Annotated in this window: 19 protein-coding genes; 8 read left to right on the top strand and 11 right to left on the bottom strand. The window is 73.1% G+C overall.

The genetic code is table 11. The annotated features are described in order from the left end of the window. Positions 1-10: 10 nt before the first annotated feature. Positions 11-574, bottom strand: a complete 564-nt coding sequence (locus tag ACWC5O_RS07815; RefSeq protein ID WP_389177918.1) for a TetR/AcrR family transcriptional regulator — start codon at positions 572-574, stop codon at positions 11-13. A gap of 180 nt (positions 575-754) precedes the next feature. On the opposite strand from ACWC5O_RS07815, the gene ACWC5O_RS07810 reads away from it, so the two are divergent. The 3 genes from ACWC5O_RS07810 to ACWC5O_RS07800 are packed head-to-tail and all read left to right on the top strand — an operon-like array spanning position 755 to position 4,346. Further along, positions 755-1,045 (top strand): SHOCT domain-containing protein, encoded by a 291-nt coding sequence (locus tag ACWC5O_RS07810; RefSeq protein ID WP_450585978.1) that lies wholly within the window; start codon positions 755-757, stop codon positions 1,043-1,045. Then, a complete protein-coding gene (locus tag ACWC5O_RS07805; RefSeq protein WP_450585980.1) occupies positions 1,042-1,788 on the top strand; it encodes an ABC transporter ATP-binding protein in 747 nt (248 codons plus the stop codon). The genes ACWC5O_RS07810 and ACWC5O_RS07805 overlap by 4 nt, the downstream gene beginning before the upstream one ends. Beyond that, on the top strand, positions 1,785-4,346 hold the full coding sequence (locus ACWC5O_RS07800) for an ABC transporter permease (protein ID WP_450585982.1): 2,562 nt from the start codon (positions 1,785-1,787) through the stop codon (positions 4,344-4,346). The genes ACWC5O_RS07805 and ACWC5O_RS07800 overlap by 4 nt, the downstream gene beginning before the upstream one ends. 71 nt (positions 4,347-4,417) lie before the next feature. On the opposite strand, the gene ACWC5O_RS07795 is transcribed toward ACWC5O_RS07800, so the two are convergent. Next, entirely contained in the window at positions 4,418-4,996 is a 579-nt protein-coding gene (locus ACWC5O_RS07795; RefSeq protein WP_450585984.1) for an ATP-binding protein, read from the bottom strand. Between the two features lie 227 nt (positions 4,997-5,223). Continuing rightward, the gene (locus ACWC5O_RS07790) at positions 5,224-5,547 is read right to left on the bottom strand and encodes a hypothetical protein (protein ID WP_145880253.1); all 324 of its coding nucleotides are present in this window, start codon (positions 5,545-5,547) and stop codon (positions 5,224-5,226) included. A 375-nt stretch (positions 5,548-5,922) separates the two neighbouring features. Here ACWC5O_RS07790 and ACWC5O_RS07785 point away from each other — a divergent pair, with 375 nt between their 5' ends. Then, a complete protein-coding gene (locus tag ACWC5O_RS07785; RefSeq protein ID WP_450585986.1) occupies positions 5,923-7,047 on the top strand; it encodes a PLP-dependent cysteine synthase family protein in 1,125 nt (374 codons plus the stop codon). Between the two features lie 20 nt (positions 7,048-7,067). Here the strand turns inward: ACWC5O_RS07785 and ACWC5O_RS07780 are convergent, their stop codons facing one another. The 3 genes from ACWC5O_RS07780 to ACWC5O_RS07770 all read right to left on the bottom strand — a co-directional run bounded on the left by ACWC5O_RS07780 (position 7,068) and on the right by ACWC5O_RS07770 (position 9,569). Then, the gene (locus tag ACWC5O_RS07780) at positions 7,068-8,042 is read right to left on the bottom strand and encodes an alpha/beta hydrolase (protein WP_450585988.1); all 975 of its coding nucleotides are present in this window, start codon (positions 8,040-8,042) and stop codon (positions 7,068-7,070) included. Between the two features lie 154 nt (positions 8,043-8,196). Continuing rightward, on the bottom strand, positions 8,197-8,661 hold the full coding sequence (locus ACWC5O_RS07775) for an SRPBCC family protein (protein WP_450585989.1): 465 nt from the start codon (positions 8,659-8,661) through the stop codon (positions 8,197-8,199). Between the two features lie 71 nt (positions 8,662-8,732). Next, positions 8,733-9,569 (bottom strand): DeoR/GlpR family DNA-binding transcription regulator, encoded by an 837-nt coding sequence (locus tag ACWC5O_RS07770; protein WP_450585990.1) that lies wholly within the window; start codon positions 9,567-9,569, stop codon positions 8,733-8,735. A 304-nt stretch (positions 9,570-9,873) separates the two neighbouring features. Here ACWC5O_RS07770 and ACWC5O_RS07765 point away from each other — a divergent pair, with 304 nt between their 5' ends. Next, the gene (locus tag ACWC5O_RS07765; protein ID WP_450585991.1) at positions 9,874-12,207 is read left to right on the top strand and encodes a hypothetical protein; all 2,334 of its coding nucleotides are present in this window, start codon (positions 9,874-9,876) and stop codon (positions 12,205-12,207) included. A gap of 4 nt (positions 12,208-12,211) precedes the next feature. Here the strand turns inward: ACWC5O_RS07765 and ACWC5O_RS07760 are convergent, their stop codons facing one another. The 4 genes from ACWC5O_RS07760 to ACWC5O_RS07745 form a co-directional block, all read right to left on the bottom strand. Beyond that, positions 12,212-14,650, bottom strand: a complete 2,439-nt coding sequence (locus ACWC5O_RS07760) for a right-handed parallel beta-helix repeat-containing protein (RefSeq protein WP_450585993.1) — start codon at positions 14,648-14,650, stop codon at positions 12,212-12,214. A 112-nt stretch (positions 14,651-14,762) separates the two neighbouring features. Continuing rightward, positions 14,763-15,368 (bottom strand): Rv1733c family protein, encoded by a 606-nt coding sequence (locus ACWC5O_RS07755; protein WP_450585994.1) that lies wholly within the window; start codon positions 15,366-15,368, stop codon positions 14,763-14,765. 169 nt (positions 15,369-15,537) lie between these two features. Then, a complete protein-coding gene (locus tag ACWC5O_RS07750) occupies positions 15,538-16,362 on the bottom strand; it encodes an MOSC domain-containing protein (RefSeq protein WP_450585996.1) in 825 nt (274 codons plus the stop codon). Between the two features lie 43 nt (positions 16,363-16,405). Further along, positions 16,406-16,840: a DUF6643 family protein gene (locus ACWC5O_RS07745; protein WP_450585998.1), complete on the bottom strand. Its 435-nt coding sequence runs from the start codon at positions 16,838-16,840 to the stop codon at positions 16,406-16,408. Positions 16,841-17,136: 296 nt separating this feature from the next. Between ACWC5O_RS07745 and ACWC5O_RS07740 the strand changes: the two genes are divergently transcribed. Beyond that, positions 17,137-18,432, top strand: coding sequence for a TerD family protein (locus ACWC5O_RS07740; RefSeq protein WP_450586000.1), 1,296 nt, complete (start codon positions 17,137-17,139; stop codon positions 18,430-18,432). An 8-nt stretch (positions 18,433-18,440) separates the two neighbouring features. Here ACWC5O_RS07740 and ACWC5O_RS07735 read toward each other — a convergent pair whose 3' ends face one another. Continuing rightward, the gene (locus ACWC5O_RS07735) at positions 18,441-19,616 is read right to left on the bottom strand and encodes a glycosyltransferase (RefSeq protein WP_450586001.1); all 1,176 of its coding nucleotides are present in this window, start codon (positions 19,614-19,616) and stop codon (positions 18,441-18,443) included. Positions 19,617-19,673: 57 nt separating this feature from the next. Between ACWC5O_RS07735 and ACWC5O_RS07730 the strand changes: the two genes are divergently transcribed. Then, positions 19,674-20,468: a glutamate racemase gene (locus tag ACWC5O_RS07730; protein WP_450586003.1), complete on the top strand. Its 795-nt coding sequence runs from the start codon at positions 19,674-19,676 to the stop codon at positions 20,466-20,468. Between the two features lie 94 nt (positions 20,469-20,562). Beyond that, positions 20,563-21,108 carry a hypothetical protein gene (locus ACWC5O_RS07725; RefSeq protein WP_450586005.1) on the top strand — a complete coding sequence of 182 codons (546 nt, stop codon included), beginning with the start codon at positions 20,563-20,565 and terminating at the stop codon, positions 21,106-21,108. Positions 21,109-21,487: the final 379 nt, after the last annotated feature.

Here is a 21,487-nt window from a genome sequence, read left to right as displayed (position 1 = left end):
TGTTCTCCAGTCAGGGAGTTCGGGGTGCGAGCAGGGAGAGCAGGCCACGGACGCCGGTGTCGAACGCGGCGGGGGAGCCGGAGGCGCGGGCGAGCACGTAGCCGCCCTGCACGGTCGCGAGGACGGCCGCGCCGATCTCCTCGCCGTCCAGTCCGGGCGCGAACTGCCCCTGCCGCTTGCCCTCTTCGACGATCCCGGCGATCCGCCCGCGGATCCACGCGATCGTCTCGTCCACCGGCGCACGCAGTTCGTCGCTCGCGATCACGTCCGGATCCATGGTCAGCCGGCCGATCGGACAACCGCGCAGCACATCACGCTCGCGCAGCAGGTACGCCTCGATGCGCTCGTACGGCGTGCCCGGCCCGTCGAGTACGCCCTCGGCGGTGGCCCGCAGCTCCTCGGCGGTCCGCCGGATCGCCGCCAGCGCCAGGTCCGGCTTGCCCTTGAAGTGGTGGTACATGCTGCCCTGGCCGGCCCCGGCGCGCTCCAGGATCGCCTTGGGGCTCGTGCCCACGTAGCCACGCTCCCACAGCAGCTCGCGGGTGGACTCGATCAGTCGTTCCGAGGTGCTCATGAGATGACTGTACATACTAGTAGTTACAATCCGCCAGTCCCCAGGGAGCAGCCGTGTGCCACGGTCGTACTCCCGCGGAGGTACGCGCACTGCCGCCGGCCGCACGACGACCCGGCCCCCTGACGGAGGGAGTCTCGTGGCATCACCCCGAGACCCTGCCGACAAGGGAGTTGAACCGAGATGCAGACCCTGGCGAACTGGGACGGCGGACCCGGCCCATGGATCCTGTTCTTCCCGCTCATCTGGGCGGTCGTCGTGATCGGCGCCGTCACCTTCCTGCGCCGCACCGTCTGGCGCGGCCGCGGCGGCCCCTGGCGGCCCATGGACGGCTCGCGCCCGGCGGGCGACTCGCCGCTCGCGGTCCTGGGCCGTCGCTTCGCCGCCGGCGAGATCGACGAGGACGAGTACTGGCGCCGGCTCTCCGTCCTGGAGGAGCAGTTCGGCCGTATCGGCAAGGGCGGAGCGGCATGACCACGACCGCCCTCGGTACGGCGGCCCGCGTGGTGGGCGCGGTGAAGGTGTACGGCGGTGGCGACACCGCCGTACACGCCCTGGACGGGGTGGACGTCGACTTCCCCGCCGGCCGCTTCACCGCGATCATGGGCCCCTCGGGCTCCGGCAAGTCCACCCTGATGCACTGCGCGGCCGGTCTCGACACGCTCACCTCGGGCGCCGCCTACATCGGCGACACCGAGCTGGGTGCGCTGGACGACCGCCGCCTGACCCTGCTGCGCCGGGACCGGGTCGGCTTCGTCTTCCAGGCGTTCAACCTGGTGCCGACGCTGACCGTCGCGGAGAACATCACCCTGCCCCTGGACCTCGCCGGGAAGCGGGGCGACCGGGAGTGGATCGACGCGCTCGTGGACGTCGTCGGGCTGCGTGACCGGCTGCACCACCGGCCCTCCGAGCTGTCCGGCGGACAGCAGCAACGCGTCGCCGTGGCACGGGCGTTCGCGGGCCGCCCGGACGTCGTCTTCGCCGACGAGCCGACCGGCAACCTCGACTCCCGCTCCGGCGGTGAGGTCCTCGCCCTCCTGGGCCGCGCCGTGCGGCAGACGGCACGCACGGTCGTCATGGTCACCCACGACCCTGTCGCCGCCGCCCACGCCGACGAGGTCCTCTTCCTCGCCGACGGCCGGCTGGTCGACCGGATGGCGTCCCCGACCGCCGACAAGGTCCTGGACCGCATGAAGGCCTTCGAGGTGCGCTCATGAACGCGTCGCTCCGGCTCAGTCTCACCTCGCTGCGCGCGCACCGGCGACGCTTCGCCGGCACGTTCCTCGCGGTGTTCCTCGGTGTCGCCTTCCTGGCCGGCACCCTGGTCATGGGCGACACGCTCCGCGCGAGCTTCGGCTCCATGTTCGGCGAGGCCACCAGCGGCACGGACGCCGTCGTACGCGGCGCCGACGCCATCACCACGCCCGGTGAGGCCCAGGGCGTACGACGGCCCGTCGACACCTCGCTGGTCGGGACCGTCGAGCGGGTCCCCGGAGTGGCGGCCGCCGCGCCGAACATCCAGGGTGCCGGTCAACTCGTCGGCGCCGACGGCAAACCCGTCGGCGGCCAGGGCCCGCCGACCCTCGCCGGAAACTGGATCGCCGACCCGAAGCTCAACCCGTACCAGCTCGCCGAGGGCCGCCTCCCCGCGCGCTCCGGGGAGGTCGTGGTCAACCGGGGAGCCGCGAAGAAGGGCGGCCTGAGGATCGGTGACACCACCACCCTGCGCACCCCGGACCCGGTCCGGGTGACCATCGTCGGCCTCGCGACCTTCGGCGGCCAGGACGGCATGGCTCAGGTGACCTTCACCGGCATGACCCGGGCCGATGCCGAGAAGTACCTCACCGCGCGGCCGGGCCAGGCGGCGAGCATCCAGGTGCGGGCCGGCCCCGGAGTGAGCCAGCGGGAACTGGTCCGGCGGCTGACTCCCGTACTGCCCGAGGGAGTCGAGGACATCACCGGCCAGGACTCGGCGCGGGAGAACAACGACATGATCGCCAGCCAGTTCCTGACGATCTTCACGACCTTCCTGCTCGTCTTCTCCGGCGTCGCCCTGCTCGTCGCCACCTTCTCCATCCACAACACCTTCGCGATCGTGGTCGCCCAACGCACCTGCGAGAACGCCCTGTTGCGCGCCCTCGGAGCCTCCCGCCGTCAGGTGTCAGCCGCGGCGCTCACGGAGGCCTGCGTCGTCGCCGTCACGGCCTCCGCCGCCGGGCTCGCGGGCGGGATCGGCATCGCCGCCGGGCTCCAGGCGCTGTTCCCGGCGATCGGATTCCCCTTCCCCGACGGCGACCTGGTGATCAAGCCGCTGTCGATGGCCCTGCCGCTCGCCGTCGGAATCGTGGTCTGCCTGGGCTCCGCGCTGCTGCCCGCCCTGCGCGCCGGCCGCACCGCCCCGCTGGCCGCGCTGCGCGAGACCGCCGTCGACTCCTCCGGCGCGTCCCGCTTCCGCGCGCTCGCCGGAACGGTCCTCGGTGCAGCGGCTCTCGCGGCGGCCCTCACCGGTGTGCTCGTCTCACCGTCCGTGTGGCCGGCCGGACTCGGCGCGCTGCTGGCCCTGGCCTCCTTCGTGGTGCTGGGTCCGGTCGCCGCCACCACGGCCGTACGACTCCTCGGCGCACCCCTGGACCGGGTCCGCGGTGTCACCGGAGCCCTCGCCCGGCGCAACGCCCTGCGCACCCCGAAGCGGACGGCCACCACCGCGAGCGCCCTGATGATCGGCGTGGCCGTCGTGTCCCTGTTCACCGTGTTCGGCGCTTCGCTGAAGGCCACCATGGACCAGACGGTGTCCCGGTCCTTCGCGGGTGACGTCGCCGTCAGCACACCCTCGTTCGGCGCGGGCGGCAGCGGGCTCAGCCCCCGGATCGCCCCGGCCCTGCAGCGGCTGCCCGAGGTGGACACCGCCGTGGGACTCGGCCGCGGGGTCGCCGAAGTGGACGGCAAGGGGCGGGCGTTGACCGTGACCGACCCGGCCGCGCTCGCCCGTACCTTCGACCTCGGCACGGTCACCGGGTCCCTGCGCGACCTCGGCACCGACGGCATCGCGCTGACCCGTGCGGAGGCCGACCGCCGAGGCCTGCACACCGGCGACACGGCTCGGCTCACCTTCACCGACGGCAGGACACTGAACTTCACCGTCCGTGCCGTCTATGGCCGGTCCGAACTCGCCGGCGACTACGTCATCACCTGCGCCGCCTGGGCACCGCACCGCACCCAGGACGCCGACACGCTGATCGCCGTCACCTTCCGGCGCGGCGTGAGCGCGGACGCGGGCAAGGCGGCCGTGCAGAAGGTCGCCGCCGGGTACGGCAACCCCGAGGTGCAGACCCGGGAGGAGTACGCGCAGTCCTCCGCCGGCGGCATCGACATGATGCTCACGCTCGTCTACGCCCTGCTCGCCCTCGCGGTGGTCATCGCGCTGCTGGGCATCGCCAACACGCTGACCCTCGCGCTCCACGAACGCACCCGGGAACTGGGCCTGCTGCGGGCCGTCGGCCAGACCCGGGCCCAGCTGCGGGCCATGGTCCGCTGGGAGTCGGTCCTGGTCGCCGCCTTCGGCACGGCCGGTGGGCTCGCCCTGGGCGGCTTCCTGGGCTGGGTCCTGGTCAAGGCCTCGGACGGCGCGAGCGACACGGCCTTCGTCTTCGCCCTCCCGCCCGCCCGGCTCGCCGTGGTCGTCCTGGTCGGCCTTGCGGCAGGCGCCCTCGCGGGCCTGCGCCCGGCCCGCCGAGCCGCCCGCCTGGACGTACTGCGGGCGATCGCCACCGAGTGAGACGCCGTGTGGCGCTTCCCCACGGAAGTGCGGCGGAAGCCACCGCGGCAGGTGACCGGCTCACCGCCCGGTCAGCCGGGGACGGCCGACCGGGCGGGAGCGGGTGCCGCGGCCGAGGCGTGGGCCACCACGGGGGTCGGAGCAGCGGCGACCGGGGCCGGTGCCGACTGCACCTCGGTGAGCCGCGGTACCGGCTGCGGCTCGGCCACGGGGCGGGGCGAGCGGGCCGGCTGCCGCTGGGCCGTGGACGGGGCGGGCAGCGTGAACCACACGACCTTGCCGTTGTCGCCGTCCGGGCGTGCCCCCCAGCTCTCGCTCATCGCGGCCACCATCGCCAGGCCCCGCCCACAGGTCGCCAGGGGAGCGACGTCCGTCGCGTCGGCCACCACCGGCAGGCGCGGATCGTGATCGCGCACCGAGACCGTGAGCCGGTCGACCAGAAGTTCCAGCTCGACGGTGCACGACTTGTCGGGCCGGGCATGCCGGTGGACGTTGCTGAGCAATTCGGTCACACCGAGGGCGGCCCGGTCTATCAACGGGTCCAAATGCCAGTAGCGCAACTGTGCAGATACGATTCTGCGGACCTGACCGATCCGCGACGGCAGGGCTTGGAGCTCCACCATGCAGTGCCTGCTTGGGTGACTGATCACGGCTGCGACTCCCCGATGTGAGGTCCGGAGGAACCGGAGGAACACGGAGAACAACGGATCCAGCAGGGTGCTTGCGTCCAAACGTCCGCCTGCTGTCGTGGCCGGCGGGCTGGTTCGCAGCGTTATCGCCGGTAAACCCAGAGTGACGTGAGACCAGCGTGACGCAGCGAATGCGCTCCCGCAACTCGCAGCGACCGGGCGCAGGTCAGACGCAGGTCGGGTCAGGCTCAGGTGCCGCGTCCGGCCGCCCGGCGCACCGCCTCGATGAACCGTCGCGCCGCGGGTGGCCCCGGTTCGCCCGGAGCGGGGTCCTGTTCGCCCAGCGTCAGCAGGTACCGGTTGCCGTTGAGGTCCGCCAGTGCCCGGTCCTCCGGGGCGAACCACGGCTTGGAGGCGCGCACCGCCTGCACGGGTGCGCTGTCGATCTCGCTGCCGTAGCTGTTGAGCAACTCCACCCTGCCGTCGCTGATCCGGACCTTTCCGGCCCGGGTGAGCGAACGCATCCGCTTGCCTATCCGCACGCCCGTGGCTGTGAACTCCGGCTCCGCCATCCTTCGCCGCCCCCTTGTGCGTCGCTCGCCGGACACCGGCCCGCGTGGGTCCGGATCCGGCCCGTGTCCGGTCGTACCGCCCGGGGCCGTACCGGCTCTGCCGATCCCGTGCGCGCCCCTGTTCGGGACGATCGTCCCGTCCGGTGCAGTCTGCCCCGATGCGGCCTGGAGCACCAGTACGCACGGGGCACGCGTGACGGGTGCCGGAGCACTCGCGCCAATGCGCCCCCGACTGCCGCGCGCGGGTGTGCCCCAGCCTGTCTTTGGGTGGCTCAAAGATGCGTTTATGCAGGTGAGAAGCGGTGTGGAAGGTGCTTATGATCGAGGTGTCGGCCGCGCGAAGCGCTGTCGGTGCCCAGCCTAAGGAGCCCCGCCGTGAGCACCACCCCACAGACCCGGACCGGCGCCACCCTCGACGTCGACCGCAGCGACGCCGCCTACCGCGACTGGCTCAAAGAAGCCGTCCGCAAGGTCCAGGCCGACAACCAGCGCTCGGCCGACACGCACCTCCTCAAGTTCCCGCTCCCCGAGCAGTGGGGCATCGACCTGTACCTGAAGGACGAGTCGACGCATCCCACCGGCAGCCTCAAGCACCGGCTGGCCCGCTCCTTGTTCCTCTACGGTCTGTGCAATGGCTGGATCCGCCCGGGCCGCCCGGTGATCGAGGCGTCCAGCGGCTCGACGGCCGTCTCCGAGGCCTACTTCGCCAAGCTGATCGGTGTGCCCTTCATCGCGGTCATGCCGCGCACGACGAGCGCCGAGAAGTGCCGTCTGATCGAGTTCCACGGCGGACAGTGCCACTTCGTGGACGACTCCCGGAAGATGTACGAGGAGTCCGCCCGCCTCGCGGTGGAGACCGGCGGCCACTACATGGACCAGTTCACCTACGCCGAGCGGGCCACCGACTGGCGCGGGAACAACAACATCGCCGAATCCATCTTCCGTCAGCTGGAGTTGGAGCGGTTCCCGGAGCCGGCCTGGATCGTGGCCACGGCCGGAACCGGCGGCACCTCGGCGACCCTCGCGCGCTACGTCCACTACATGCAGTACGACACCCGCATCTGCGTCGCCGACCCGGACAACTCCTGTTTCTTCGAGGGCTGGACCACCGGTGACCCGGACGTCACCTGTGACTGCGGCTCCCGGATCGAGGGCATCGGCCGGCCGCGCATGGAGCCGAGCTTCGTGCCCGGCGCCATCGACCGGATGATGAAGGTCCCGGACGCGGCCAGCGTGGCCGCCGTACGCGCTCTGGAGCGGGCCATCGGCCGCAAGGCGGGCGGTTCGACGGGCACGGGCCTGTGGAGCGCACTGAAGATCGTCTCCGAGATGGTGGCCCAGGGGCGCACGGGCAGTGTGGTCACCCTGCTGTGCGACCCGGGGGACCGCTACCTCGACAAGTACTACTCGGACACCTGGCTCGAGGAGCAGGGCCTGGACATCGCCCCTTACACGGAGGCGATCGAGTCCCTGCTGGCCACGGGCGTGTGGCCGGACTGAGCAGCAGGCAGGCGCGCGCTCTACGCCTCGTCGGTGCCGAGGGCCTCGCGCAGCACCGCGACGGCCTGGGCCACGGCGGCGCGCGCGGCGCGCGTGCCGCTGAGCGGGTTCAACATCATGAAGTCGTGCGTGATCCCGGCGTAGCGGACCGTCGTGACCGGCACGCCCGCGGCCCGGAGCCTGGCCGCGTAGGCCTCGCCCTCGTCGCGCAGCACATCGGCCTCGTCGACGACCACGTACGCCGGCGGCAGCCCGGCCAGTTGCTCCAGGCTCGCCCGCAGCGGTGAGACCGTGATGGCCGAGCGCTGGGAGGGCTCCGGCAGGTAGGCGTCCCAGAACCACTCCATCGACTTGGCGGTGAGGAAGTAGCCCTGGGCGAACTGCCGGTAGGAGGGCGTGTCCATCCCGGCGTCGGTGACGGGGTAGTAGAGCGACTGGTGGACGATGCGGAAGTCGCGCCGCTCCTTGGCCAGCAGGGCCAGGGCCGCGGCCATGTTCCCGCCGACCGAGTCGCCCGCCACCGCCAGCCGGGAGGGGTCGAGCGCGTGCGCGGGGCCGTGGTGGACGATCCACTGGGCGGTCGCGTAACCCTGCTCCAGGGCCACCGGGTACTGCGCCTCGGGCGAGCGCGTGTACTCGACGAAGACGACGGCGGCCCGGGCTCCGACCGCGAGTTCGCGCACCAGCCGGTCGTGGGTGTCCGCGTTGCCGAGGATCCAGCCGCCCCCGTGCATGTACAGCACCACCGGCAGCGGCTCTGCCACGCCCGGCGGCCGTACGATGCGCGCCCGCACGCCTTCGACGTCGAAGGGCACGGTGACCCACTCCTCGTCGACGGGGAGCTTCTCGATCGGTTGCGCCTGGAGGTCGTCGAGCACCTTGCGGGCCTTCTCCACGCCGATCTCGTACAGGAACGGCGGCTGGGAGGTGGCGTCGGCCAGTTCCTGGGAGGCGGGCTCCAGAACGACGTCGCCGATGGCGGGCTGGGCAGTCATGAAGGAATCCCTCGCGTTTGTCCGGATTGCTCGGCCCTCTCCAGCATGAGTGCGGCCCGCGTCGGTCGCATCCGAGGACTGCCGGGCCGGGGCGCGGCGAACCGGTCACGCTCCGCGCCGATCGCGAGGCGCGGGGGAGGTCAGGAGGTGCTGGTCACCGGCCCAGCCGTCGGTCCAGCGCGGTGACGGCGTCGCGGAACGCGCGGCCCACCCCCGGGCGGGCGAGGCGGCACACGAGGCGGAACGCGGCCGTACCGTCCAGGGCGAAGGCCATCCGGATCCGGGTCCCGGTGCCGGCCGGGGTGAGCCGCCACTCCTCGATCCAGGCGCGGGCCCCCGGGGTGTTGGTCACGTCGACGCGGTAGGCGTACACCTCGGGCGACTTCGCCACGAGCACCGACTCCTCGAAACGGATGCCGCCCCGGAGCCGTACCTCGCGCCCGCCCTCGGCCGGCCGGGCCGAGGACACCGCCGAGAACCACTCCGGCCAGCCGGGCACGTCCTCGGCGAGCGCGTGGAAGACCGCGTCGGGAGCGGCCGCGACGTCCCGGGTGAACACGAGCCGTACGGGGGCGGTCTCGACGAAATCGATCTCCACCGGGCGCAGACGGTGAGCCATGGCGACGAACCCCCTGGTGAAGTCCCTCGGGAAAGCGGGGTGTTGCACCGGGCAGCCTAGCTGACGCCCTGTCAGATGTCCTCGTCCTCGTCCTCTTCCGCTTCGCCCGCCACCACCAGCCGCCGTAGGTGCTCGGAGATCTCCGTCCGCGCCTCGGTGGGCAGGCCCGCGTCGGTGACCAGCGTGTCCACCTGCTCCAGTGCGGCGAACGAACTGAGGCCCACCGTGCCCCACTTGGTGTGGTCGGCCACCACCACGACCCGGCGCGCCGACTGCACCAGCCGCCGGTTGGTCTCGGCCTCCGCCAGGTTGGGCGTGGACAGGCCCGCCTCGACCGATATCCCGTGCACCCCGAGGAAGAGCAGGTCGAAGTGGAGCGCGGCGATCGCCTGGTCGGCCACCGGGCCCACCAGCGAGTCGGACGGGGTGCGCACCCCGCCGGTCAGTACCACCGTGGCCGCGCCCTGCCGCTGCCCCGAGGTGCGCTGCGCCGCGTGGAAGACGTCCGCGACCCGCACCGAGTTCGTCACCACGGTCAGATCGGGCACCTCCAGCAGGTGCTGCGCGAGCGCGTAGGTCGTCGTACCGCCGGACAGGGCGATCGCCGTACCCGGGGTGACCAGCCGGGCGGCGGCCCGCGCGATGTCCTCCTTGGCGGACAGCTCCAGACCCGACTTGGCCTCGAAGCCCGGCTCATGGGTGCTCGCCTCGACCACCGGGACCGCGCCGCCGTGCACCTTCTCCAGCACGCCCTGGCGGGCCAGCGCGTCGAGATCGCGGCGCACGGTCATGTCCGACACACCGAGCTTGCGGGTCAGCTCATTGACGCGCACACCGCCCCGGCGCCGGACCTCGTCCACGATCAGGGCGCGGCGCTGCTCCGCGAGGAGGTTCTGATTCTCGCTCACGTACGCTCCGGTCCTTTCGCCGCAATCCGTCCGACAGGCCCGCCGCACCTGCTCCGACCTGGACGTTCCATTCGTCTTAGGTGCGCGGCGGTCCCATCTTTTCACGGGAGGGCACCGGTTGCGCCACTACCGGTTACGACGCGCTCATGCCATTCGGGCACATCCGGGCATCACGTCTCCCGCCCGTAGTCACACGGATCGGGGAGATTCCGTGACGAGAGGTGTAGGACGCCCCCGAAACGGAGATCCTGATGCGCGCACGGACACATGCGATGAGGCGCGTCACGGGGGAAGTGCGAGAACAGTGGAACGTGCGAAGGAACGCATTGCCGCGCGGGAGACGGACCATTCCACCGCGCAGGCCACGGAGGCGGGGCCCGAGCTGGAACTCCTGGTGCACGGAGTCGGCGGCACCACCCCGGAGAAGATGCTCGGTGACCCGCGCACCGTCCGGATCACCGGCGACGACACCGCGGCGGTCTTCCGGCGCGCCGATCACACCGCGGACTCCCCGGCCGGGCAAGCGCCGCCCAGTGAGCCGGTGCAGGAGGCGTACGTCTGGTGCAACCTCACCTCCGGGGACGGCAGCCGCGCCTTATGGCTCCTGTTACTGCCCTTCATGGTGGTCAACCTCGCCCACTGGATGCGCCCCGCCGCCGACGGCCGCGGACGCACCGTCCGGCTCTACGGCCTCCTCGTGCGCCTGGTCGCCCTCACTCTCACGGTGCTGCTGGTGGCCGCGGCCTGCGAGGTCGCCCTCGACCTGGTCGCCTGGCAGTGCGCGGGCGTCACCGCCTGCGCAGGCCGCCACTCCTGGCTGGGCTTCCTCTCACCCGCCGCCTCCGGTGACGGGTGGTGGAGTCTGCCCGGCCGCCGGCTCGCCCTGGCCGCGTCGGTCCCGGCCGCGCTCACGGCCCTGCTGTGGTACCTCTCGCACCGCACCTGGAGCGCCTACGAGTCCCACCGGCCGATGTCCCGCGACCCCGAGCCGGAGACCGACGGCAGCGCCCTGGCCCGGCCCGGCTTCTGGTACGGCCGGCGCCTGGTCGCCCGGCTGCGCGCGGCCCACACCGCGGCGGGCCTGCTCACCGTCGCCGCTGCCGTCCTCACGCCCGCGGCCCGCTTCGACCACCGCTCCGGCGGCCCCGCGGCCCTGGACGTCCTCGGCTGGATCCTTCCCGCGGCCCTGCTCGGCTGCGCGGCCGCCGCGGTGGGCGTGGTCTGCCGCCGGGGCCGCAGCGAGAACCGCCTCGACCAGCAGCTCGACCGCCACCTCGTACGCCGCCTGCCGCTCGGCGCCCTCGGCCTGCTGCTGCTCACAGCGGTGTACGCCGGCTGGTCCCGCCCCGGCTGGCGGTCCGCCGGGCGGCTGCCCGGGGACCCGGCCTTCGGCGCCCTCATGCCGGCCCAGGGCCTGCTCGTCGTCGTCCTCGCCGTCGTCGCCCACGACCTGTACCGACGGCACCCGGACCCGCGCGCCGGGATGCGCGGCCTCGGCGGGCCGGCGGTCGCGCTGCTCGCCTGCGCACTGGGCGGCGTGATGTCCGGCGGTGTCGCGCAGCGGGTCGCCGACTGGCTGGACGGCACCCGGGCTCTGCTCGACGGGCCCCCGGTGCTGCTGACCTGGCAGGCGTCCGCGATCCCGCCGATCCTCGCGGTGCTGCTCGCCGTCGCCGCCCACCTGGCACTGCGCACCGCACGGCTCGCCCGCGCCGAACGCGACCGGGTACGCGAGGAGCACCCCGGCGAGCCCGAGGACCCGTCCCGCACCCGCGCCATCGCCCGGGCCCGCGCCCTGGCCACCCTCACCGACCGGGCACCGCTGGTCGTCGCCGTGCTCGCCGCCACCACCCTGCTGATCGGCGCCGCCGCGCTGGCCGGCGCCCTGGCCACCGGAGAGCCACCCGAGGGCGCGGCCCGACGGACCTACGACATCGTCCAGGCCGTGGCCGAGACCTCGCAGGCGCTCGGCTCCTGGCTGGTCGGAGTCGGCTTCCTCCTGTTCGTCACTTGGGCCCGGCGCGCCTACCGGGACGCCTCCGCCCGCCGCACCGTCGGCATCCTGTGGGACGTCGGCACCTTCTGGCCGCGCGCCGCCCATCCCTTCGCCCCGCCCTGCTACGCCGAGCGCGCCGTGCCGGACCTGACCTGGCGGATGGCGACCTGGACCCGGCACACCGGCGGCCGCCTGGTCCTCTCCGGCCACTCCCAGGGCAGCGTCCTGGCCGCGGCCGCTGCCTGGCAGCTGACCCCGTCCGTACGCAAGCGGGTCGCCCTGCTCACCTACGGCTCCCCGCTGGAGCGCCTGTACGGCCGCTGGTTCCCGGCCCACTTCGGCCCGCGGGCCCTGGCCGCCCTGCACGGAGACGTCGCCTGCTGGCGCAACCTCCACCGCCGCACCGACCCCATCGGCGGCCCGGTCCGCCTCCCCGGCGGCTGCGGCCCGGAGGTCGATCACCAGCCCCTGAGGGACCCGCTCGCCTACGGCCGTACGCCCCAGCAGCCGCTGCCGGCCCCGATCCTCGGCCACTGCGACTACCAGGCGGACCCGGCCTTCGCGCGGGAGAGGGCCCGGCTGCTGGCCCGTCTGCACCCGGACCTCCCGGGGCAGCGCCTGGTGCCGGGGGCGCCGGAGTGAGCCCTCAGGGCAGCTCCGGCAGGTCCTCCGCGTACAGCAGGGTCAGGTCGTCGGTGCTGGGGTCCTCCAGCTGCGCGACACGGCTCGCGTGCCGTTCCACCATCGCCTCGAAGGTCTGGCGCGCTGTACGGCCGTTGCCGAACGCGGCGCCCTTCGGGATCGCCGTGAAGTACTTCAGCAGGGCCTCCGAAGCGCCCGGCGCCAGCCGGTACTCGTGCTCGTCGGCCTGCTGCTCCACGATCCTGAGCAGCTCCTCGGGGCCGTAGTCGCTGAAGGTGATGGTCCGGGAGAAGCGGGAGGCGACACCGGGGTTGACGGAAAGGAAGCGCTCCATCTCGGCCGTGTAGCCGGCGACGATCACCACCACCGCGTCCCGGTGGTCCTCCATCAGCTTCACCAGCGTGTCGATGGCCTCCTTGCCGAAGTCCCGCCCGGCGTCCTCCGGGGACAGCGCGTACGCCTCGTCGATGAACAGCACACCGCCGCGCGCCCGTTCGAAGGCCTCCTGGGTGCGGATCGCGGTGGAGCCGATGTGCTCGCCGACCAGGTCGACCCGGGACACCTCGACCAGGTGGCCCTTCTCCAGCACCCCCAGGGAGGCGAGGATCTCGCCGTACAGCCGGGCGACCGTCGTCTTTCCGGTGCCGGGGGAGCCGGTGAAGACCAGGTGCCGCTTGACCGAGGCCGCCTTCAGACCGGCCTCCTGCCGGCGCCGGCCCACCTCGATCATGTCGGTCAGCGCCCGCACCTCGCGCTTGACGCTCTCCAGGCCCACCAGAGCGTCCAGTTCACCGAGCACGTCCTTCGACGTCCGGGCCGGCCTCTCCGGCTCGACCGCGGCGACGAGCGGCTCCTGCTCCGTGGCGCGTTGCCCGGGGATCGCGCCGAGCAGCCCGGGCGAGGGGGAGGAGGTCTGTACGGCCGTCTCGCGGACCGACGGCGGCCTCAGGCTGCCGCTCTCGTCGCTGGTGCAGTCCTCCACGAGCGGGCCCGTCCCGGCCCCCGCGTCCGGCCCCGCGTCGGCGAACTCGTAACCGCCGCGCGCACACCGCTCCGTACGGCACTTCCGCAGCGTCGTACGGCAGCCGTCGATCACGTGGAAGCCGTAGCCGCCGCTGCCGCTGACCCGGCAGTTCAGGAAGCTGCCCCGGCCGCCGGCGGACACGTAGAAACCCGCCTCGGCGGGCGAGTCGACCGTGCAGCGCTCGATGGTCGGGTCGGCGCCCTTGGTGACGATCACACCGGTCTGCGTGCCGTCCACGGTGCAGTTGTTGAGCGTTCCGCCGCTGCCGTGGTCGCGGAACCAGGCGCCGGTGGCCGCCTCCCGGATCCGGCAGTCGTCGAGCTGCGCGGTGGCGCCGTCGCTCACCGACACGGCCGTGTTGCGCACCTGGGACAGGTCGCTGTCCACGACGTCCGCGCGCGAGCCGCGGTCCAGCACGAACAGCGCGTCCGGCACGTCGTGCACCCGGCAGGACTCGAGTACCGCGGTGGCACCGTCGCTCACCCACACCGCCGGATAGTCGCCGGTGCTGTCGAAGATCTCGCACTGGTTGGCGTCCACCCGGGTGCCCGGGTCCCACACCGACAGGCCGTTGCGCCCGAACTGACGCACCGTTGTCCGGGTCAGCGTGAGCACCGAACGGGAGCGCAGATCGACCGCGTTCTCCGGGATGTCGTGGATCCGGCAGTCCGCGAGCGTGAGCACCGCGTCCGTGTCGAGCGTGACACCGTCGGCCGTGGTGCGGTGCACGTCGCAGTCGGTCAGGTGCGCCGTGGCCCGCTGGGTGACCTGCACCCCGGAGCCTCGGACCTCGTACACCTCACAACCGACGGCCTCCAGTGCGGAGTTCTCCCCGGTCGCGGTCAGCCCGGTGCCGGAGGCGTGGTGCACCCGGCACCGCTCCAGGCGGGGATGGGCGCCGCCACGCACCGCCACGCCGGCCTGCCCGGCCGCGACGACCTCGCACTCCTCGAACACCCCGCCACCGCCGTCGAGAACGGCGATGCCGATGCCGGCCGGGTTGTCGACGGTGCAGCGCCGCACGGTCGGACGCGCCCCGCCCCGCACCTCGATGCCCGCGGCGGACCGCGTGACGATCCGCACGTCCATCAGCTCGGGCGTGCCGTCCTCCACCAACAGGGCGGGCGCTGCCACGTCCTGACCCTCCACGTGCAGGTCCTGCACCACCGCGGAGGCCCGCACGGTCAGCGGCACCCCGTCCACGGGCGCGATCCGCACCGAGCCCGGCGAGCCCTCCGGCCCGCGCAGGGTCACCGACCGCTGGACGACGAGGTTCTCCCGGTAGGTGCCGGGGGCGATGGTGAGGACGTCACCATCGGCGGCGGCCTCCAGGGCGGCGGCGAGCGAAGCGTACTCACCCGTGCGGCGCCGCCACCGCGATGTACCGGTGTGCGTCACCTGGACCGTGCCCTGTGCCATGGCGTTGCTGTGCCCCCACCTCGTAGTACGCGGGTTTTGATGCCGAAGGCGAGTCGGCCGGTCCACCGTAGCGTGCGCGCGGGTGGTGGGTTGACCAGAGCCGGAAAGGCCGTCAGCTGCCGGTGCCCGCCTTGCCCCAGTCCGGGCCCGCCCGGTCCCAGGCCTGGTCCCAACGCGCGTACCGGCGGCGGACCATGCGCCAGACGACCAGTCGCCGGCCGCTCTCGACCAGGCCCACGGCCAGCAGGGCCGCGCCGAATCCGGCCAGCACCGCGTGCGTCGTCGCCGTGGGGGAGTCCAGCGGGCGGCTCGTTATTCGGCCGTGCGGATCCGTCCAGAGCCTGAAGCGGTCGCCCGGGTGCGGGGACTTGAGGTTCGCCAGGGCCGGTCCGTGCTGCCGGGTGCCGTCCGGTGCCGTCCAGTCGGCGAGGACGCGGCTGCGGACGTCGTGTGCGGCGCTGGTGTCGGGGTCGGTCTCCATCGGGGCGCTGCCCAGGCCGCGGACCACGGTGGCCGTGACGAGGTGGCGGGAGTGCTGCTGCTCCCGCGCGGAGCGCTGCAGGGAGTCCTGGGCGGCCACGCCGACCAGGGAGCCGATCACGGGCGCGGCCACCGTGACCAGCACCAGCGCCACGAGGGCCACCCAGGCCTCGGCCAGGTCGGTCGTGCGGCGCAGCGGATTGCGCCGCCAGCGCCACAGGCCGCGGATTGCTCGCACGTCCCCCCACCCCCTTCCGCTCCGTGATAACCCCCGACGGAGCTGCCCACCCCCGGCCCGGACCAAGAGAGAGCGAGCTCACTCCAGGCCCGGGGCCTCTCACGAAATTCTCACGTCGGCTCAACGACCGGGCCCCGCCCCAGGGTTCCCCGCCCGCCGAGCCGATTCGCTACGTCAGTACCCGCACCGGGTCCCCGACCCGGATCGTGCCGGGCGTGAGGGCCACCAGGTTCTGGCCGAAGAGCAGCCGCGTGCCGACCCTGCGGTGCCGCGCGAGCGTGCGCAGGGGCTCGCGGCCGCGTACGGCGGTGTCCTGGTCGGTCGTGGTCACGACGCAGCGCCCGGACGCCTTGGCGACCCGGAAGACCACCTCGCCGACGGCGATCCGCGACCAGTCGTCCTCGGCCCAGGCCTCGGTGCCCGCGACGACCACGTTGGGCCGGAAACGGTTCATCGGCAGCGGGCCCTCGGCGGGGTCATCGCCCTGGGCTATGAGGGAGTTCAGAGCGTCGAGGGAGGCGACGGTGGTGACCAGCAGGGGGTAGCCGTCGGCGAAGCTCACCGTCTCGCCCGGCAGCGCGTACTCGGGATCGACCGGACGCCGGGTGGCCGGATCGTCCATGTGGACCAGACGGACATCGGCACCGAGATGGGCAGAACACCAGTCATGAGCCGATTCGGAGGCCAGGACCGCCTCCACCTTCGTGCCGAAGACGTGTGTCGGCACCGTCGCCCCCGGCTCCGGGACGAGGACCGTGAGCGGCTCCTGACCGGGCGCGGACAGACGAACGCCGCCGCCGGGCATCGGCTCGGCGGCGGCCAGCGCGAGACGCGGCTCCTCGCGCTGTGTGACGACCTTTCCCCCGTCGTCGATCAGAGCCCAGCGTCGGTCTCCGGCCAGCCCCCAGGGCTCCACCACGGCTTCCCGGGGCGCGACACCCCGGAACGCCTTGACCGGATGGACGTGGATCGACTGCAGTTCGGCGTTCCCCATGACGCCATCGTGCCAGGTGGCACCGACAGCCGGGGCGCGCCGGTCAGTAGCCGCGGTACTGCTGGTTGTTGTACGGGTCCTGGTAAGGAGCCGGTGCGGGCCGCGGCGCGGCGGGGCGCATGGCCTCGTAGCCCGTGCCGGCCGCCATCGGACGCGGCGGCTGCGGGGCCTGCGGGCCGGGATAGCCGCGGGGCGCGCTCGCCTGCTGCGGGATGTACGCCGTGGGCGCCTGCTGCAGCGGGGCGGGCTGGACCTGCGGATAGCCGTAGGCGGGGACGTGCGGGGACGGGGCCGCCGGGAGGGCGGGCAGCGCCGAGGGCAGCGCGGGCAGGCTGCTGCCCGTGTCGTACGCGGCGGGGACCCGGATCGGGGCGATCTGCGGGGTGCCCCGCTCGGCCACGAGCGAGTCGTAGATCGGGGTGTCCGGGAAGGAGGCGGAGTAGTAGCCGCCGCCATAGGTGGAGCGGGGGGAGGTCATGGCACATAAGTTAAGCCCACGATGTGCTGGTTGGGGAGACCGATAAGAGGGTTGTTTTCCGTGTCGGCAGTGACTCGGGATCCCCAATCCGAGCGAACTTGGCAAAAATGGACGCCGTTCAACGTTTGGATCCTGTAAATGCCGAGTTCCTGTCGGGTTACCGGCGGTTGACCGGCGATCTTCCTGTGCCGCTCGTGGGAGTTCCCCGCGCCCGGGAATAGGTTGGGCGGGTAGGGATGATCCCGGGAGCCCGGGCACGTCCGGGACGCCGACACGCGATGGGGGCGGACATGTCAATGCCGAAAGGATCGAATGCGCCGGTGCCGACCACGGCCCTGCGCGTCGAATTGGGCTGGCGCTCCGGACCCGGGGTGCCCGACGCGGATGCCTCGGCGCTGTTGCTCGCGGCCGGAAAGGTCCGCTCCGACGGGGACTTCGTCTTCTACAACCAGCCCGCGCACCCCTCCGGCGCGGTCCGTCACGAGGGCAAGCGGACCGCCGGCGGGCGCGTCACCGACACCCTTTCCGTGGACCTCGCGCGCGTGGAGAGCGGGATCGAGCGGGTCGTCCTCGCGGCCTCCGCGGACGGCGGGACGTTCGGGCAGGTCCCGGACCTCTACATCGAAGTGACCGACACCGCCGGTGACGCGGTCGCCCGCTTCGACAGCCCCGGCGCGACCGTGGAGACGGCCTTCGTGCTCGGCGAGTTCTACCGTCGCCAGGGCGGCTGGAAGTTCCGCGCCGTCGGCCAGGGCTACAGCAGCGGACTCGAAGGCCTGGCAACGGACTTCGGCATCACCGTCGACGAACCGCAGCACAGCACGCCGCCTCGCACGGCCGCCGCGCCGCCTCCCGCGCCCCCCGCCGCACCACCGGTCCCGCCTGCGGCGACCCCGCCGCCGCCGACCACCGCTCCCGTGCCCCTCCCGCCGCCTGCGGCGGCAAGCCCTGCGGCCGCACCGGTCCGCCTCTCCAAGGTCACCCTCACCAAGGCGGCCCCCTCTGTCTCCCTGGCCAAGCAGGGCGGCACCTCCGGTGCCATGCGGGTCAACCTCAACTGGCAGGTGCGCAAGCAGTTCCCGGGCTGGGGCGGCCGATGGGGCGGCGGCCAGGGGAACCTCGACCTCGACCTGTGCGCCCTGTACGAGCTCGCCGACGGCCGCAAGGGCGTCGTACAGGCACTCGGCAACGCCTTCGGGTCCCTGAACCGGCCGCCGTACATCCACCTCGACGGCGACGACCGTACGGGCGCCGTGACGAGCGGGGAGAACCTCACCGTCAATCTCGACCACAAACAGGACTTCCGGCGCATCCTGGTCTTCGTCACCGTCTACGAGGGCGCGGCCTCCTTCGCCGACCTGCACGCCACGGTCACCCTCCAGCCCCAGCACGGCGCCCCGATCGACTTCTCACTGGACGAGTGCACGGTCCCCTCCACGGTGTGCGCGCTCGCCCTGATCACCAACACCGGCGGCGACCTCGTCGTCCAGCGCGAGGCGCGCTACCTGGTGCCGGAGCGGGGAGTGAGCCCGCAGCGGACCATAGACCGCGCCTACGGGTGGGGCATGAACTGGACGCCAGGGCGCAAGTAGCCCCCAGGTCAGCCCTCGTCGGGCACGGCGTCCGGACGGGCGTACGTGCGGCCCTTCCAGGCCGCCCCGCGCCCCCGGTAGTGCTGCACGGCCGAGTCGACCGTCATGAGGAGGTAGAGGAACGCGGTGCAGGGCAGCAGCGGTGCGAGCCACAGCGGCTGCCGGTAGTAGCGGAGCATCGGCACGTACGTCCCCGTCATCACCGCCCACGCGGCCGCGCCCACGACCGCGGTCGCCGCACTGCCCGTGATCGCGCCCGCCACCACGGCCGCGGGCGGCACCAGGTACACCAGGGCGAGCCCGGCGACCGTGCCGAGCAGCAGCAGCGGGTTGTGCCGCAACTGGGCGTACGCGCTGCGCGAGACCATCCGCCACAGGTCGTGCAGCCGCGGATAGGGACGCACGCTGTCCACCCGGTCGGCCAGCCCGAGCCAGATGTGACCGCCGGCGCCCTTGACCGCGCGCGCGAGGGCGACGTCGTCGATGACGGCGTGCCGGATGGCGTCCGGGATCCGCGCCTTCTCGGCCATGTCCGCGCGCAGCAGGACACAGCCGCCGGCGGCCGCCGCGGTCCGCGACCCCTGCAGGCCGATCCACCGGAAGGGGTACAGCTGCGCGAAGAAGTAGACGAACGCCGGGACCACGAGCCGTTCCCACAGGCTCTCCACGCGCAGCCGCGCCATCTGCGACACCACGTCCAACCCCTCGGTGCGGGCCGCCGCCACCAGCTCCCGCAGGCTGTCCGGCGCGTGCGCGATGTCCGCGTCCGTCAGGAGCAGATATTCGGGATCACGCGCGCGTGCGAGGCCGATGCCGTGCCGCACCGCCCACAGCTTGCCCGTCCAGCCCGCGGGCGGCTCACCGGGGGAGTCCATCGTGAGCGGCAGCCCGCCGTGCCGCCGCGACAGCTCGCGGGCCAGTTCCCCGGTGCCGTCCGTGCTCCCGTCGTCCACGAGGAAGACCTCCGCCCGCCCCGGATAGTCCTGCGCGAGCAGCGACGGCAGGCTCGCGGGCAGCACGCCGGCCTCGTCACGGGCCGGTACGACCACACAGACCGACGGCCACGCGGCTGGTTCCCGGCGCGGGGGCAGCCGGACGTCCGTGCGCCAGAAGAAGCCCTGGCACAGCAGCAGCCAGCACCAGGCGGCGAGGGATACGACGGTGGTCCACACGATCGCGCTCACGGGCGCAGTCTGCCCCACCGGACCAGTGGGCAAGGCCGCATCGTCTATCGTGGCCGGGTGAAGATCGCGCTCATGGACTCCGGAATCGGCCTGCTGGCGGCCACCGGCGCGGTACGGCGCCTGCGCCCCGACGCGGATCTCGTCCTCTCCCTGGACCCCGACGGCATGCCCTGGGGGCCGCGCACGCCTGAGGACCTCACCCGACGTGCCCTGGCCGTCGCCGAGGCCGCCGCGGCCCATCGGCCCGACGCCCTGATCATCGGCTGCAACACCGCCACCGTGCACGCCCTGCCCGCCCTGCGCGCGCGCCTGGAGCCCGGCGTCCCGGTGATCGGCACGGTCCCGGCGATCAAGCCGGCCGCCGCAGGCGGCGGCCCCGTCGCCATCTGGGCCACGCCCGCCACCACCGGCAGCCCCTATCAGCGCGGTCTCATCGAGGACTTCGCCGACGGCGTCCGGGTCACCGAGGTGCCCTGCTGGGGGCTCGCCGAGGCCGTGGAGCACGCGGACGAGGCGGCCATCGACGAGGCGATCACCGCCGCGGCCGCGCTGACCCCGGAGGACGTGACGACCGTGGTCCTGGGCTGCACCCACTACGAGCTGGTGGCGGAACGTATCCGCACCGCCGTCCAGCGCCCCGGTGCCGCTCCGCTCGCGCTGCACGGCTCCGCCGGCGCCGTGGCCGCGCAGGCCCTGCGGCGGCTCGGCGAACAGCCCGCCCCCGAGGCTCCGGCCGAGGGCACGCTGACGGTGCTCCTGAGCGGCCGCGAGGGCGCGCTGCCCGCGGCCGCGCTGCACTATGCCGAAGGACGGCTGCTGCCCGCCGCCGGTCCGCTCGCCGACCGGCGGTGACCTGGGGCGGCCGTCTCCACCGGGGGCGCCGCCCGGAACAGTGACCCTCCGCGAGCCGGTACCCGCGGAGCGAAACCTGAGTAACCTCGTAAACATGAGGGAGCACCGCGACGCCGAGGACACCTCGCACCCCGACGTCTGGACCGGGCGTGCCACCAACCGGGTGCAGTGGCTGCTGGCGCTGGGCGGCGCGGCCTGCATGGCGCTCGGCATCGAGCTGGCCGTGGACTCGGCCTGGAACTCCGGCGTCGCGCCGCTGGCGATGTCCGTCGTGGGCTGCATCGCCGCCGGTCTGCTGGTGCTCTTCGGCACACTCGCCTTCGTGCACGTCGACCTCAAGCTCGACAAGGACTGCGTCGAGGTGCGCTGCGGTCACATCGGCGTGCCGCGCCGCCGCATCCCGCTCTCCGAGGTCGCCGGCGCCGACTTCACCGCCCATGTCACCCCGCGCCACTGGGGCGGCTGGGGCTACCGCTGGCGCCCCGAGAAGGGCACCGCGGTCGTCGTTCGCCGGGGCGAGGGCGTCGTGCTGCGCCTGTGGGACGGCCACACCTTCACGATCACCGTGGACAACGCGGAGGCGGCGGTAGGGGCCATCAGGGACCGGCTGCGGACGATGACGCCTGGCGGCGCGAGCTGAGACGGCGGTCCGTCGGGCTCTTTCGGGAACGCAGGCTGTCTTGAGCGGACGCTGCCTTCGCGCCCCGGACGCCGCGCGCCCGCGCCGCGCCTGAGCGCGCGGCGGAGGCGGCGGTCCCGGCGGTCAGGGACCGGCTGGGCCGAGAACGGCGGGCCCTGGGCTCGTTCGGAAACCCGGGCCGCTTCGAGTCGGACGCTGCCTGCCCTCGCAGACGCCGGACGCTTGCCCTGGCGCGCGCCGGACGCTGCGCTCTCTCCTGCGCCTGAGCGCCACGTTCCCGCTCTGCGTCTAAGAGGTCATCTCATTTGGAGGAACCGGTAGCCTGGCTGTGTGTTGATGGTCGAACGTCTGGTGCCGGACGGGCTCTGGGAGTTGTTCC

Source organism: Streptomyces sp. NPDC001450 (assembly GCF_053597295.1).
This window is presented reverse-complemented; position numbering and strand designations above follow the sequence as displayed.

Excerpts from the sequence above, each read along its gene's own strand:
- ACWC5O_RS07800 (WP_450585982.1), top strand. The coding sequence starts at position 1,785 with ATGAACGCGTCGCTCCGGCTCAGTCTCACCTCGCTGCGCGCGCACCGG.
- ACWC5O_RS07810 (WP_450585978.1), top strand. The coding sequence starts at position 755 with ATGCAGACCCTGGCGAACTGGGACGGCGGACCCGGCCCATGGATCCTG.
- ACWC5O_RS07725 (WP_450586005.1), top strand. The coding sequence starts at position 20,563 with ATGAGGGAGCACCGCGACGCCGAGGACACCTCGCACCCCGACGTCTGG.
- ACWC5O_RS07775 (WP_450585989.1), bottom strand. The coding sequence starts at position 8,661 with ATGGCTCACCGTCTGCGCCCGGTGGAGATCGATTTCGTCGAGACCGCC.
- ACWC5O_RS07750 (WP_450585996.1), bottom strand. The coding sequence starts at position 16,362 with ATGGGGAACGCCGAACTGCAGTCGATCCACGTCCATCCGGTCAAGGCG.
- ACWC5O_RS07745 (WP_450585998.1), bottom strand. The coding sequence starts at position 16,840 with ATGACCTCCCCCCGCTCCACCTATGGCGGCGGCTACTACTCCGCCTCC.
- ACWC5O_RS07780 (WP_450585988.1), bottom strand. The coding sequence starts at position 8,042 with ATGACTGCCCAGCCCGCCATCGGCGACGTCGTTCTGGAGCCCGCCTCC.
- ACWC5O_RS07815 (WP_389177918.1), bottom strand. The coding sequence starts at position 574 with ATGAGCACCTCGGAACGACTGATCGAGTCCACCCGCGAGCTGCTGTGG.
- ACWC5O_RS07805 (WP_450585980.1), top strand. The coding sequence starts at position 1,042 with ATGACCACGACCGCCCTCGGTACGGCGGCCCGCGTGGTGGGCGCGGTG.
- ACWC5O_RS07740 (WP_450586000.1), top strand. The coding sequence starts at position 17,137 with ATGCCGAAAGGATCGAATGCGCCGGTGCCGACCACGGCCCTGCGCGTC.
- ACWC5O_RS07790 (WP_145880253.1), bottom strand. The coding sequence starts at position 5,547 with ATGGCGGAGCCGGAGTTCACAGCCACGGGCGTGCGGATAGGCAAGCGG.
- ACWC5O_RS07760 (WP_450585993.1), bottom strand. The coding sequence starts at position 14,650 with ATGGCACAGGGCACGGTCCAGGTGACGCACACCGGTACATCGCGGTGG.